The sequence below is a fragment of the Algibacter luteus genome (assembly GCF_030344935.1).
GTDB classification, from domain to species: domain Bacteria; phylum Bacteroidota; class Bacteroidia; order Flavobacteriales; family Flavobacteriaceae; genus Arenitalea; species Arenitalea lutea.
Genome location: NZ_CP128313.1, coordinates 3,472,389 through 3,486,045 on the forward strand (window position 1 = coordinate 3,472,389; position 13,657 = coordinate 3,486,045).

Annotated in this window: 13 protein-coding genes; 10 read left to right on the top strand and 3 right to left on the bottom strand. The window is 34.6% G+C overall.

The genetic code is table 11. The features are described from left to right. The first annotated feature begins 116 nt into the window (after positions 1-116). The 8 genes from purH to O5O44_RS14905 all read left to right on the top strand — a co-directional run bounded on the left by purH (position 117) and on the right by O5O44_RS14905 (position 8,720). Complete coding sequence (purH, locus tag O5O44_RS14870; RefSeq protein WP_289195005.1) at positions 117-1,649, top strand: bifunctional phosphoribosylaminoimidazolecarboxamide formyltransferase/IMP cyclohydrolase; 1,533 nt, start codon at positions 117-119, stop codon at positions 1,647-1,649. 305 nt (positions 1,650-1,954) lie between these two features. Then, positions 1,955-2,983, top strand: coding sequence for a rod shape-determining protein (locus tag O5O44_RS14875; RefSeq protein WP_019388210.1), 1,029 nt, complete (start codon positions 1,955-1,957; stop codon positions 2,981-2,983). Between the two features lie 23 nt (positions 2,984-3,006). Further along, entirely contained in the window at positions 3,007-3,822 is an 816-nt protein-coding gene (gene mreC / locus O5O44_RS14880; protein ID WP_289195006.1) for a rod shape-determining protein MreC, read from the top strand. Beyond that, on the top strand, positions 3,823-4,329 hold the full coding sequence (locus tag O5O44_RS14885; RefSeq protein WP_289195007.1) for a rod shape-determining protein MreD: 507 nt from the start codon (positions 3,823-3,825) through the stop codon (positions 4,327-4,329). Next, on the top strand, positions 4,326-6,263 hold the full coding sequence (gene mrdA / locus O5O44_RS14890) for a penicillin-binding protein 2 (protein ID WP_289195008.1): 1,938 nt from the start codon (positions 4,326-4,328) through the stop codon (positions 6,261-6,263). Before O5O44_RS14885 ends, mrdA begins: the two co-directional genes overlap by 4 nt. Continuing rightward, complete coding sequence (rodA, locus tag O5O44_RS14895) at positions 6,263-7,540, top strand: rod shape-determining protein RodA (RefSeq protein WP_289195009.1); 1,278 nt, start codon at positions 6,263-6,265, stop codon at positions 7,538-7,540. The genes mrdA and rodA overlap by 1 nt, the downstream gene beginning before the upstream one ends. A 31-nt stretch (positions 7,541-7,571) precedes the next feature. Then, positions 7,572-8,195, top strand: coding sequence for a peptide deformylase (gene def / locus O5O44_RS14900; protein WP_289195010.1), 624 nt, complete (start codon positions 7,572-7,574; stop codon positions 8,193-8,195). Positions 8,196-8,243: 48 nt separating this feature from the next. After that, the gene (locus tag O5O44_RS14905; protein WP_289195011.1) at positions 8,244-8,720 is read left to right on the top strand and encodes a hypothetical protein; all 477 of its coding nucleotides are present in this window, start codon (positions 8,244-8,246) and stop codon (positions 8,718-8,720) included. A gap of 24 nt (positions 8,721-8,744) precedes the next feature. Here O5O44_RS14905 and gldC read toward each other — a convergent pair whose 3' ends face one another. Together gldC and gldB are read right to left on the bottom strand one after the other, a co-directional pair. Beyond that, on the bottom strand, positions 8,745-9,080 hold the full coding sequence (gene gldC / locus O5O44_RS14910; RefSeq protein WP_019388203.1) for a gliding motility protein GldC: 336 nt from the start codon (positions 9,078-9,080) through the stop codon (positions 8,745-8,747). Then, positions 9,080-10,042, bottom strand: coding sequence for a gliding motility lipoprotein GldB (gene gldB, locus O5O44_RS14915; protein ID WP_289195012.1), 963 nt, complete (start codon positions 10,040-10,042; stop codon positions 9,080-9,082). The genes gldC and gldB overlap by 1 nt, the downstream gene beginning before the upstream one ends. Before the next feature lie 92 nt (positions 10,043-10,134). Between gldB and nadE the strand changes: the two genes are divergently transcribed. Continuing rightward, positions 10,135-10,923, top strand: a complete 789-nt coding sequence (nadE, locus tag O5O44_RS14920; protein ID WP_289195013.1) for an NAD(+) synthase — start codon at positions 10,135-10,137, stop codon at positions 10,921-10,923. 97 nt (positions 10,924-11,020) lie between these two features. Further along, entirely contained in the window at positions 11,021-11,650 is a 630-nt protein-coding gene (locus O5O44_RS14925) for a response regulator (RefSeq protein WP_019388200.1), read from the top strand. Positions 11,651-11,652: 2 nt separating this feature from the next. Here the strand turns inward: O5O44_RS14925 and dnaG are convergent, their stop codons facing one another. Continuing rightward, positions 11,653-13,611, bottom strand: a complete 1,959-nt coding sequence (gene dnaG, locus O5O44_RS14930; RefSeq protein ID WP_289195014.1) for a DNA primase — start codon at positions 13,609-13,611, stop codon at positions 11,653-11,655. Between the last annotated feature and the right edge of the window lie 46 nt (positions 13,612-13,657).

Here is a 13,657-nt window from a genome sequence, read left to right on the forward strand (position 1 = left end):
TAATTCGAGGCTTGTTTTTTAAAGGAAATAACTACTTTTGCAGAGCATTGAAAAATTCATGCTAAAACCCTGAAAAACAAGCAATAATTTCATTTTAGAAAACTAACAAAACACTAATGAGCAACGAAAAAACAATAAAATCGGCTTTAATTTCTGTATTTAGTAAAGACGGTTTAGAACCCATTGTAAAAGAACTAGACAAACAAGGTGTAACCATATATTCTACTGGTGGTACCGAGAAATTTATAAACGATTTAGGCGTTAATGTTGTTCCGGTGGAAGATGTAACTTCTTACCCATCTATTCTTGGTGGTCGTGTAAAAACGTTGCATCCAAAGGTATTTGGTGGTATTTTAAACAGACAAAACCACGACGGTGATGTTGCTGAATTATCGGAATATGAAATCCCACAAATTGATGTGGTTATTGTTGATTTATATCCGTTTGAAAAAACAGTAGCTTCGGGTGCTAGCAATCAAGATATTATTGAAAAGATTGATATAGGTGGTATTTCTCTAATTCGCGCTGCAGCTAAAAATTATGCTGATGTGATATGTGTTTCGTCTGTTGATGATTACGCAGAGTTTTTAGAGTTGATTTCAAAAAATAATGGAAGCATTTCTGAAGAAGACAGAAAACGTTTTGCAGGAAAAGCATTTAACGTATCATCGCATTACGATACAGCAATTTTTAATTACTTTAATCAAAACCATGATGAAGCAGTTTTAAAAATTAGCGAAACGAATGGTAAGGTGCTACGTTACGGTGAAAACCCACACCAACGCGGTTTTTTCTTTGGGAATTTTGACGAATTATTCACCAAACTTCACGGTAAAGAATTGAGTTACAACAACCTTTTAGATGTTGATGCCGCAGTAAATTTAATGTTAGAGTTTAAAAATGATGCCCCAACGTTTGCGATTTTAAAACACAATAATGCTTGTGGTTTAGCACAACGCGAAACGCTACACCAAGCTTATGTTGATGCCTTAGCTGGCGATCCTGTTTCTGCTTTTGGTGGTGTGTTAATTAGTAATACAGAAATTGATTTAGCTACGGCTGAAGAAATTCATAAATTATTCTGTGAGGTGGTTATTGCGCCTTCGTTTTCTGCTGAAGCTTTAGACATTCTTAAAGGTAAAAAGAATAGAATTTTATTAAAAATTCATGATGTTGAAATGCCACAAACCAACGTAAGAAGTTGCTTGAATGGTGTTTTAGTACAGGATAGAAATAACATTACCGATAAGGCTGAAGATTTAAAGAATGTAACGACTACTGCGCCAACTCAGGCACAGATAGACGATTTAATTTTCGCATCGAAAATATGTAAACACACCAAATCGAACACCATTGTTTTAGCTAAAAACAAGCAGTTATGCGCTAGTGGTACCGGACAAACAAGTCGTGTTGATGCTTTAGAGCAAGCCATTCATAAAGCTGGGACTTTTAAATTCGATTTAAATGGTGCTGTAATGGCTAGTGACGCATTCTTTCCTTTTCCGGATTGTGTTGAAATTGCCAACAATGCCGGAATTACGGCAGTAATTCAACCTGGAGGTTCTATAAAAGACCAACTGAGTATTGATTATTGTAACGATAATGGTGTTGCTATGGTAATGACTGGTACACGTCACTTTAAGCATTAAACGACCACTGAACTGCGCTAGACCCAACCAACTTACAATTATGAGGTGAGTTAATTGGCAAGTGCGTTAGGGATTGCAGCGGCATCCTTTTTACTTTTTCTGTAAAAAAGATATAGCGGAAAGCCCGACCCTTGTGGTAACCTGCCTGCCGGCAGGCAGGCGCCCAAATAATTATCGTTGAAATGCGTTTAGCATATTGAGTTGAAGCTTAAATGAAATTTGAATACCATAAAACATATATATTTATTTACTTTTATTACATTTACAACATTCGATTTAAAACCACTAATAATTTTTAATAACACATGGGATTTTTTGACTTCTTAACTGAAGAAATTGCAATAGATTTAGGTACTGCAAACACACTTATAATTCACAATGACAAGGTTGTTGTTGATGCGCCATCGATAGTGGCTCGCGATCGCATTTCTGGTAAAATTATTGCCGTTGGGCAGGAAGCTAGCTTGATGCAAGGAAAAACTCATGAAAATATTAAAACAATACGTCCGTTAAAAGACGGTGTAATTGCCGATTTTGATGCTTCTGAACAAATGATAAGTATGTTTATTAAAAACATACCTGCACTTAAAAAGAAGTTTTTTACGCCTGCATTACGAATGGTAATTTGTATTCCTTCGGGGATTACAGAAGTGGAGATGCGAGCGGTAAAAGAAAGTGCGGAACGTGTGAATGGTAAAGAAGTGTATTTAATACACGAACCTATGGCTGCGGCTATTGGTATTGGTGTTGATATTATGCAACCCAAAGGAAACATGGTAGTTGATATAGGTGGTGGTACTACAGAAATTGCGGTAATTGCCTTAGGTGGTATTGTTTGCGATAAATCGGTTAAAATTGCGGGTGATGTTTTTACTAATGATATTGTGTATTACATGCGTACGCAACACAACTTATACGTTGGAGAACGTACTGCTGAAAAAATAAAAATACAAATAGGTGCGGCTACTGAAGATTTAGAGTTGCCACCAGAAGATATGAGTGTTCAAGGACGTGATTTATTAACTGGTAAACCTAAACAAGTTTCTATATCGTACAGAGAAATTGCTAAAGCTTTAGATAAATCAATACTTCGTATAGAAGATGCCGTAATGGAAACCTTATCTCAAACCCCTCCAGAATTGGCTGCCGATATTTACAATACAGGTATTTATTTAGCTGGTGGTGGATCGATGTTACGCGGTTTAGATAAACGTTTATCGCAAAAAACAGATCTACCTGTTTACATTGCTGAAGACCCATTACGTGCGGTAGTGAGAGGAACTGGTATTACACTTAAAAATTTACCTAAATACAAAAGTGTATTGATAAAATAGAGCTCCAAACAGGTATATAACCCATGCAACAGATTATTAATTTTATAATAAGAAACAAAAACTTTTTGTTGTTCTTGTTGCTGTTTGGTTTATCGCTTTTGTTTACTATTCAAACACATTCTTACCATAAAAGTAAGTTTATAAATTCGGCTAACTTTTTAACTGGAGGCGTTTATAATTCTTTAAACAACATCAATAGCTATTTTGATTTAAAGTCGCAAAATGAACTACTTTCAGAAGAAAACACGCGCTTACGCGTGCTTTTAAGAAACTCTGAAATACATGCTGATTCTGTTTTTACCGACAGTGTAATGTTTAAACAATTGTATCGCTTTTACACCGCGAATATTATAAAAAACAGTTACTCGTTAAGTAATAATATTTTAACTATAAATAAAGGCAGAAACGATAGTGTACAGCAAGATTTTGGAGTTATTTCAAGTAAAGGCATTATTGGCATTGTAGATAAAACAAGTGCCAATTATGCTACGGTTATTTCTATCTTAAATACCACAAGCAGAATTAGTGCGCAATTAAAAAAATCGAATCATTTCGGGACCTTAACTTGGGATGGGAAATCGCCAGAATACAACCAACTTATCGACATTCCTAAAATAGCACCTGTAAGCAAGGGCGATACTATTGTTACTTCTGGGCGTTCCTCGATTTTCCCGAAAGGCGTTCCTGTAGGGATTGTTGAAGATTTTAAGCTGGATTTAGCCGAAAATTATTACGAAATAAATGTGAAGTTGTTTAACGATATGACCAGCGTTGAGCATGTTTACATTATTGAAAATGCCGACAAGGAGGAGATTGAAAACCTATTAAGCAATAACTAAATGAACAGTATTTTTTCCATACATACCGTACGCTTTATTGCTTTAGTATTTGTGCAGGTTTTAATATTAAACCACATTAACTTTTTGGGGTATGTAAACCCTTATATCTACATTTTATTTATTGCGTTATTTCCTGTAAAAAACAATCGTATTATTCTTATTTTACTTAGTTTTTTATTAGGTATAACTATCGATATGTTTTTAGACACAGGTGGTATTCATGCCGGTGCTTCGGTATTAATAGCCTATGCGCGCCCAGTCATTTTAAAATCTTCTTTTGGCACTGTTTACGAGCACCAAAGTGTGAAATTTAATACTGTAGATTTTGGTTCGAAACTCACCTATTTTACATTTCTTGCGGTGTTACATCATTTCGTTTTATTTACTTTAGAAATATTTAGCATTTCTAAGATAATTTTAATCTTCCAAAAAACGTTATTCTCAAGTATATTTACTATTTTATTAAGTGTTGTAGTAACCATAATTTTTAGTAGAAAACCCAAATGAGACAATTATTACTTTTTATATCGATAATAGCAGTAGGCATATTATTTCTGTCGAGACTGTTTTATCTACAGGTATACGATTCTAATAATTATAGTCTTTTTGAAGATAACGCCATTAGAAAGGTATATGATTACCCTAAACGCGGCTTTGTTTACGACAGAAACGGGCAATTATTAGTGGCGAATCAACCATCCTATGATGTGATGATTATTCCTCGAGAAGTAAAACCTTTAGACACCTTGGAGTTTTGTTCGTTATTAAAAATTGACAAAGCTACATTCGTAAAAAAGTATAACAGAGCAAGACATTATTCACCCCGATTACCTTCTGTTTTTGTATCGCATTTATCCAAAGAAGATTATGCCGTTTTACAGGAGAAAATGCGGAAATATGAAGGGTTTTACATTCAGAAAAGATCGTTACGTAATTACGAAACTACTATAGGCGCCAATGTCCTTGGTGATATTGGTGAAGTAAACAATGCGAATATTAGAAGAGACCCGTACTATAAAATGGGTGATTTAATAGGAAAACAAGGTATTGAAGCCTCCTATGAAAAAACCTTGAGAGGCGAAAAAGGTATTAAGTTCATTCAGAAAGACCGTTTTAATAGAAATATTGGCCCTTATAAAGATGGTAAATTTGATACCATACCTGTGCAAGGGAAAGACATTACCATAACCATTGACGCCGAATTGCAAGCTTATGGCGAGCTGTTAATGAAAAATAAACGCGGTGGTGTAATTGCCATTGAACCTTCAACTGGAGAAATTCTAGCTATGGTTGCGGCACCAACTTACGACCCGAATATATTGGTAGGAAGAGCGCGCTCCAAAAACTTCACCAAACTGTATAACGATTCCATTGCAAAACCTCTTTTTAATAGAAGTTTACAAGGTGTTTACGAACCTGGTTCTCCTTTTAAATTAATGAATGCTTTAATCGCGCTTCAAGAAGGTGTTTTAACGCCTGAAGAGACCGTAACATGTTATGCAGGTTATAAATACGGTAATCGGTTTATGAAATGCCATTGTAACCGTGGCACTCGAAATAATATGGTTACAGGTATACAGCGGTCTTGTAACGCTTATTTTGCAACCACTTACAGGAAAATTTTAGACAAAACTGGAAGCGCTTCCCAGGGAATTGATACCTGGAGCAATCACGCCCAAAGTTTCGGCTTGGGTCAGTTCTTAAATAACGATTTGTATGTGGGTCAAAAAGGAAGAATTCCAGACAGAGACTATTACAAAAGTATTTATCCAAGTACGTTTTATTCCACGTACACCATATCTAATGCTATTGGGCAAGGTGAAGTAGCTACAACGCCTATACAATTAGCAAATATGGCTGCTGCTATTGCCAATAGAGGGTATTATTACACCCCTCACATTATAAAACATATTGAGGGCGAAACCTTGCCGGAACAATTTACAAAACCAAAATATACTAGTATAAACAAGGAACATTTTGAACCTGTAATTGAAGGTATGTATCAAGTGTATAAAAAAGGTACCGCCTCTTCGCTGCAAGTAAAGGATATTGATATTTGTGGAAAAACAGGAACGGTTGAAAATTTTGCGATTATTGATAGCGTAAAAACTCAATTAACCGACCATTCTATATTTGTAGCCTTTGCACCTAAAGACAACCCCAAAATAGCAATTGCCGTTTTTGTTGAAAATGGGTATTGGGGAAGTAGATTTGCAGGTAAAGTAGCGAGTTTAATGATTGAAAAACACATTAAAGGGTATATTACCAGACGTGATTTAGAAGAATGGCTTTTAAAACATAGTCTTGAAAATGAATATGCCAAACCTTATTCTGGCGAACCCTTTAAAATTAATGGCTATACAAGCTTACAAATTGTTGAAGAGCAAGAATATTACCGGTTAAAAAAAGAATTAAACCGAATTAAAAAGACTGAAAATTAATGGTTAGAGAAACTAACAGGCACTTTAAATTCGATTGGATAACCATCATTCTTTTCTTCTTATTGGTTGGCTTTGGCTGGTTGAATATTTTATCGGCTTCTCATACGGGAACAGACATCAATTACTTCGATTTTTCTCAGCCTTTTGGTAAACAGCTTGTTTTTATTTTTCTAACATTCGGGTTAGTCATACTATTATTGGCTATTGATGCTAAGTTTTTCGAAAGGTTTTCTAGTGTCATTTACATCATATCCATGTTGTCTTTGGTCGGGCTTTTTCTGTTTGGAAAAAATGTAAATGGTGCCACGTCGTGGTATGCTATTGGCGGCATGACCATTCAACCCAGCGAATTTGCAAAAATGGCTACTGCCCTCGCGGTTGCTAAACACATAAGTGATATTAACACGAATATAAATTCATTGAAAGACCAATTGCAAACATTTGCAATAATCATTCTTCCTGCCATTTTGGTATTACTTCAAAATGACACGGGTAGTACGATTGTTTATGGCGCCTTCTTTTTTGTTTTATATCGCGAAGGCTTGCCTAAATATTACTTAACTATTGGTGTTGGCGCCATTATCGTTTCCATTCTTTCTCTAAAATTCGGAGCTACAATTGCATCATTTGTGACTTTAATTTTAGTGATTGGATTTCATTTTTTAAGCAAAAAAAGACTCCGTGTTTTTCAATCTATATTCGTTGTTTTAGTTGCCATAGCAATTTCTTTTGGTGTAAAATTTTTCTATGAGAGCATCTTAAAACCACATCAACAAGATAGGATTAGTCTTTGGTTGCGTTTAGAAAAAGATCCAGAAAAGCTTGAACAAATGAAACGCACGTTTGCCTACAACTTAAACGAATCGGAAAAAGCCATAAGCTCTGGTGGTTTTTCAGGAAAAGGATTTATGGAAGGCACACGAACCACAGGGAAATTTGTTCCAGAACAGCATACCGATTATATTTTTAGTACGGTTGGTGAAGAATGGGGCTTTTTAGGGAGTGCCTTTGTTGTGATTGTATTTGTTTTATTATTGTTGCGTATTCTGCATTTGGCAGAATTGCAAAAATCGCAGTTTAGTCGCGTTTACGGTTATGGGGTGGCTTCCATTATATTTATTCATTTTTTTATTAATGTAGGTATGGTAATGGGCTTAATACCAACCATTGGAATTCCTTTGCCCATGTTTAGTTATGGTGGTTCTGGATTATGGGCTTTTACCATTCTCATTTTTATTTTTATTAAATTAGATTCTAACAGAATAAACGAATGGTAGCCGATAATCGGCATTTAATTATCTCACCAGGATGGGAAAACAATTAATTTTAGTTTTTGGATTGGTTTTAGTTTTTGGATGTTCTAGTTCGAAAAACATAACTAAAAAGTCTTTTTCGGAAGAAGAAATTAAATTGATTATGAATGCAGACAGCTTAAAACCTATGCGCGTTTATAAGATTACTAATGAAAAAGATTCTTTGTTACTTAGAATGAAAAGCAGCTATATCAAACCAGATGCTAACAATCTCATTTTACAAAATTTCATAAAGCGTCTATACGCCACGGTAAGAGATAGCACTTCTTTAGGTGTTGGCATTGCGGCACCTCAAGTAGGTATTTTAAAGAACATCATTTGGGTACAGCGTTTTGATAAAGACAACTTTCCGTTTGAAGTTTATTTAAATCCGAAAATTATTTCCTATTCTGAACAAAAACAGACGATGCGCGAGGGTTGTTTATCCATTCCTGATAGAAGTGAAACGCTTTATAATCGAGCAAATACCATAACAATTACGTATGACACCATGCAAAACGAACAAAAGACCGAATCGATAACCAATTTTACAGCAATTATTTTTCAGCATGAAATAGATCATTTAAATGGTATTTTATATCTTGATCATTTAAATGAAAACATACCCATAAAACTTTAAATAAAAATCAAAGCATCGCTAAACATGTTTAACCTAAATCTTGAAAAAATGAAAAAGCCATTTCTTACTTTAACCTTAATGATGTTAAGTCTAGCCTTTTGTAACGCTCAAAAAATAGATATTGAAAAAGTGTTTGGAGGCTATAAATACACTTATAATGATGAACTGATTTCTATTGGCGATTTGGCCAATATTATAGAATCGAACACAGAAGCCTTTGAAATCATGAAAAAAGGAAGAACCAATCGTAGTTTATCTGGAGTTTTAGGCTTTGTAGGTGGCGGGCTCGTAGGATGGCCTATTGGGAATTCTATAGGTGGTGGTAATCCGAATTGGACTTTGGCTGCTGTTGGTGCAGGTATTATCGTAGTTGCTATACCAATCGCATCTCGTGCTAACAAAAACATAAACCAAGCAGTAGAACTTTATAACGCGTCGGTTGACTCTAAAGCATCGAATTGGATGAAACCAGAATTTAGTTTAATCGCCAATAGTAACGGATTAGGCTTATCTATGAATTTTTAAACCTTAGTAAAAACGGTAAAGCTTTTATTTCTTTAATTCTAGTTTTTCGGCGAAGTAATCGCAAAAATCTTTCATAGTCGCGCTCATTTTTTCATCTTGAGTTGCACGGTAAAAGGTATCGCTCATGGCCACAAGGGTTTGATGAAAAAACACTTTCATTTCATCAACAGGCATATCTTTGGTCCATAAATCAATACGCAACGTTTCTTGGGTTTTGGCGTCCCAAACTGCAAGCATCATAGCTTTAGCTTCTTCATTGGTAATGCCTCCATCTTGAGCTGTCCAGTGCAGTTTTTCTGGCACTCGATTTTCATCCAATTCAACATTAAGCTCTATTTTTGAAGTTATTGTATTTGCCATTATTTACGTGGTTTAAACTTAGAATTATTAAAAATATCTTCGGTGCTTTTTATCAGCATCTCTTTTAAGGATACATCGTTTTGGTACATATAAGCTCTTACAATTTGCCAACCAATATACTGCCCTATTCTACCTGGTGAATGGGTATCTATTTCTTCTAAAAAGAATTTAGAAAACGGTGCTGGATTTATAAATCTGCCCGGTAATTTAGAATCTGTACTAAATAGCATTTCCCTACTCACAAAATAACGCCAAATATAACTTTCGTTAGCTTGAGCCCATTTAAGTTGCGCTTCGGTATAACCTATACGCTCCGCTTCGGTTTTAAAAGGCAGCATAACATCTTTAAAATATAGAAGTTTACCAAAGTAAATCATTTCATCTAGCAAGGTTTTACGCTCTTGCTGAAAGGCATATTTTTTAGCGTAGGCCTCAGCCAAATCGACAACAATTTGTTCTTTGTTTAAATTGGCTTTTAAATAATTTGCAATGCCACTATAAAATTCGTGATTAGTTCCTAAATACGTATCTAAGGCAATGAGTGCGATGGTATCTGTAACAATCACTTTATTTCTGTAATCTACATCGCTTGTTGTGGTTATAATCCTAGGTGGATTAAACTCTGGAAAATAATATTTTAAATGATTGAATAAGGATTCTATTTCGGTTTCTGTGTTCTCAAAATCAGCAAAAGTTTCTTCAACAGCTTCAAACAATTGTACTTGCAAGGTATCACTACTTTTTGCTAGCCACAGCGAATCCGGATATTTTTCAGAAAACATAAAAGGATAAGCCGTCTTTAAATTATCTAATTTAAGGGAGTCAACATTTGCAAATAGTCTATCAAAACGTTCTATCTGCACATTGGTATTTATTTTTGCGATATCTTGTTCTAAAGACTTATCTTTTTTACAAGAAACAGCCATTATTCCAATAAATAAAAACAATAATGTAGGTTTCATAGAAAACTTAAACGGCATAAATTTTTATAAATTGAGTGTATGGGTTATTTTTGTTTGCAAAGGTACTATTCTTAGATTAAAATTCATTTATAATGCAAACAGAAAAAATAGTAAATCACATTGTTAATTGGCTAAAAGAATACGCTACAAATGCTGGCGTAAATGGTTTCGTAGTTGGTGTTTCTGGCGGCATTGATTCGGCTGTAACCTCTACCCTTTGTGCTAAAACAGGCTTAAATGTTTTATGCGTAGAAATGCCCATACACCAAGCCGAAAGTCATGTAAGTAGAGCGCATGAGCATATTGCACAGTTAATTGAGCGCTTTGATAATGTTGATGAAACCCGTTGCGATTTAACTCCCGTTTTTGAAGAATTTAAAACTGAAATATTTATGGAAGGCGACCAAGCCACTGTAGATATGGCTTTAGCCAATACTCGAGCCAGATTAAGAATGACAACTCTTTATTATTACGCAGGACTTTACAAATTACTGGTAGCCGGAACAGGAAATAAAGTGGAGGATTTTGGTGTTGGTTTTTACACTAAATATGGTGATGGTGGTGTCGATTTAAGCCCCATAGCCGATTTATTAAAATCTGAAGTGTACCAAATAGGTGAATTTTTAAAAGTACCAGAATCTATTATGAAAGCAGCGCCTAGTGACGGTTTATTTGGCGATGCCAGAAGTGATGAAGACCAAATTGGCGCCTCTTACCCAGAATTAGAGTGGGCTATGAAAATGGATGATGAAGGCAAGACAGCAAACGACTTTAAAGGTAGAGAACAAGAGGTATTTAAAATTTATAAACGCTATAACAATTCTAACAAACACAAGATGATCCCGATACCGATTTGCGAAATTCCTAGTAATTTACAGTAATTTTTGCAGATTATTTAAAAAAGTATTACATTTACAGCAAGCTTATTCTCTCAACCTAACTATCTCTCACGTAGTTATTTAAAAAAGCTTTTCAATTATGATAAAATTATTAATAGCAGACAACCACCCAATTACGAGAAAGGGACTAGAGGTTCTTTTTTCTGCTTCTCCTAACATTAAAGTTGTAGGAAGCGTGAACGATGGCGAAGCCATCTTAGATTTTGTAAAGAAAAATCCAGTAGACATTATTTTGACTGAAACTGATTTTCCGAAATTAAACGGACTTACAGTATTGCGTCATTTAAAGAATGATTTTCCGGATATTAAAACCGTAATTCTTAGTGCACAGCCCGAAGAAGTTTATGCCATAAACGCCATTAAAGCTGGTGCTGCAGGGTATTTAAACAAATCGGTAAATGTAATTACTATTAATGAAGCCATTTTAAAAGTACATGATGGCGGTATTCATTTAAGTAACGATTTAACCCAGCAACTAGCCTTAGGTACTCGAGTAAACAAAGGCGGTGCTTTTTACAAAAAACTTTCTACTAGAGAAGCTGAAGTATTGAAACTTCTAACGATAGGTAGAAAAAACAAAGAAATTTCTAAGGAATTAGATATCAACGAAAAAACAGTTAGTACTTACAAAGCTCGACTTATGAGAAAGCTTAAGGTTACTAATTTAGTTGATTTGGTAAACCAAGCAAAACTTAGCCAACAGGTATAGTTTTACAATACCCTATTTAATTTTCTAGACAACAACATTTTTAGACCCGAATAGTCTTTTACTTCTTCAAGTATATTTCTATTCGAGTCTATTTTATTTTGTAGTGTTTCTTGCTGAAATTCTTTAACCTTTTGGTCGATTAAAAAACAGCGCAAACTTAAAATGGTTTCGCTTACCAATTGTGCGATGGAGTGTGTTTTTTCTTTAGGAAAAATATTCATTCTATTCCAATTGTCTAGAGCATATCGCTCGTCTTCCATTAAAATAGTTGTAATTTCATTAGCCATATCTTGGTCTACTGAATTTACGAAGGTTTTCAGTTCAAACTCTTGATCTTGGTTCAACCTATCAATAATGGTGTAATACAGGTTTTTAAACTTTTCATTACTAAATTCCATTTCATCGTCTTGCAAGTCTAAAAATACTTTTTCGAATACTTTGGCTTGATGGATTACAGGTTCTAAAACCAATTCGCCTTTATCGTTTTCTTTTAAAACAAGGTCTTCAAAATTTTCAGTTTTATTACCGTAAAGCAAAAGCACTTCAATAATTTTTCGTTCTAAGATATATTGTACATCAACTTTTTTAACAGGTTGTTCGTGTTTTATAACATCGAAGGCTTTTTGTTCAGTTTTATACCTTTTATTTTCTTCTTGAACATCTTTTTTATTGATTTGCGCCAAAGTACTAAAGAGGACTTCTTCACTAATATCCATTATTCGGGCACATTCTTGAATGTAGATTTCTTTTTTAATTCGGTCTGGAATTTTAGAAATACTATTTACAATATCGCGAACGGTTTCTGCCTTTTTTATAGGATCGTTTTTTGAATCTTCAAATAAAATAGAGGCTTTAAACTGAATAAAATCTTTGGCATTTTCGGTTAAATAGGTGTTTAGCTCTTCAAGGGTGTTTTGTTTCGCAAAACTATCCGGATCTTCACCTTCAGGAAACGAACACACCTTAACATTCATGCCTTGTTCTAGAATTAAATCTATCCCGCGAAGCGATGCGCGCATACCAGCTGCATCACCATCAAAAAGCACGGTAATGTTTTTGGTAAGTCTGTTTATAAGCCTTATTTGTTCTGAAGTTAACGCAGTTCCGGAAGAAGATACTACATTTTTTATTCCTGTTTGATGAAACTGAATGACATCGGTATAGCCTTCAACTAAATAACAATTATCTTCTTTAGCAATGCTTTGTTTGGCATGATATATACCATACAACACTTTACTTTTATGGTAAATATCGCTCTCTGGCGAGTTTACATATTTGGCTGCTTTTTTATCGGAAATTAAAATACGTCCGCCAAAACCTAAAACACGTCCGCTCATGCTTTTTATAGGAAACATAACGCGCCCTTTAAACCTATCAAAACGCTTATCTTCTTTTACAATGGTAAGCCCAGTTTTTTGAAGATAATCAATATTATAGCCTTGCTTTAAAGCTTCATCGGTAAAGGCTTGCCATTCGTTTAAGGCATACCCTAAATCGAATGTTTTAATAGTTTCTTCAGTAAAACCACGTTCTTTAAAATAGCTTAAACCTATGGCCTTACCTTGATCGGTTTTATGAAGTATTTTCTTGAAATAATCGTTTGCAAATTCACTTACCAAATACAAACTTTCACGCTCGTTAGCTTTTTCTTTTTGTTCTGAAGATTGCTGTGTTTCTTCTAACTCAATATTATACTTTTTTGCCAAATATCTTATGGCTTCAGGATAGGTAAAATGCTCGTGTTCCATAAGAAAAGATACGGCTGTACCGCCTTTTCCGGTAGAGAAATCTTTCCAGATTTGTTTCACTGGCGATACCATAAAACTTGGTGAACGCTCGTCGCTAAAAGGGCTTAGTCCTTTAAAATTACTTCCTGCTTTTTTAAGTTGCACAAAATCACCTATAACCTCCTCTACTCGGGCGGTTTCAAACACTTGATCTATGGATGCTGGTGATATCAAATTTGATTTTTTTGTGGAATGTAAAAGTAAGATAAAATAATGCATT

What these genes read in the sequence shown, in the direction of transcription:
- nadE (WP_289195013.1), top strand. Translation starts at nt 10,135, where the DNA reads ATGCAAACAGAAAAAATAGTAAATCACATTGTTAATTGGCTAAAAGAA.
- O5O44_RS14875 (WP_019388210.1), top strand. Translation starts at nt 1,955, where the DNA reads ATGGGATTTTTTGACTTCTTAACTGAAGAAATTGCAATAGATTTAGGT.
- mrdA (WP_289195008.1), top strand. Translation starts at nt 4,326, where the DNA reads ATGAGACAATTATTACTTTTTATATCGATAATAGCAGTAGGCATATTA.
- gldB (WP_289195012.1), bottom strand. Translation starts at nt 10,042, where the DNA reads ATGAAACCTACATTATTGTTTTTATTTATTGGAATAATGGCTGTTTCT.
- purH (WP_289195005.1), top strand. Translation starts at nt 117, where the DNA reads ATGAGCAACGAAAAAACAATAAAATCGGCTTTAATTTCTGTATTTAGT.
- def (WP_289195010.1), top strand. Translation starts at nt 7,572, where the DNA reads ATGGGAAAACAATTAATTTTAGTTTTTGGATTGGTTTTAGTTTTTGGA.
- O5O44_RS14925 (WP_019388200.1), top strand. Translation starts at nt 11,021, where the DNA reads ATGATAAAATTATTAATAGCAGACAACCACCCAATTACGAGAAAGGGA.
- rodA (WP_289195009.1), top strand. Translation starts at nt 6,263, where the DNA reads ATGGTTAGAGAAACTAACAGGCACTTTAAATTCGATTGGATAACCATC.
- mreC (WP_289195006.1), top strand. Translation starts at nt 3,007, where the DNA reads ATGCAACAGATTATTAATTTTATAATAAGAAACAAAAACTTTTTGTTG.
- O5O44_RS14885 (WP_289195007.1), top strand. Translation starts at nt 3,823, where the DNA reads ATGAACAGTATTTTTTCCATACATACCGTACGCTTTATTGCTTTAGTA.
- gldC (WP_019388203.1), bottom strand. Translation starts at nt 9,080, where the DNA reads ATGGCAAATACAATAACTTCAAAAATAGAGCTTAATGTTGAATTGGAT.
- O5O44_RS14905 (WP_289195011.1), top strand. Translation starts at nt 8,244, where the DNA reads ATGAAAAAGCCATTTCTTACTTTAACCTTAATGATGTTAAGTCTAGCC.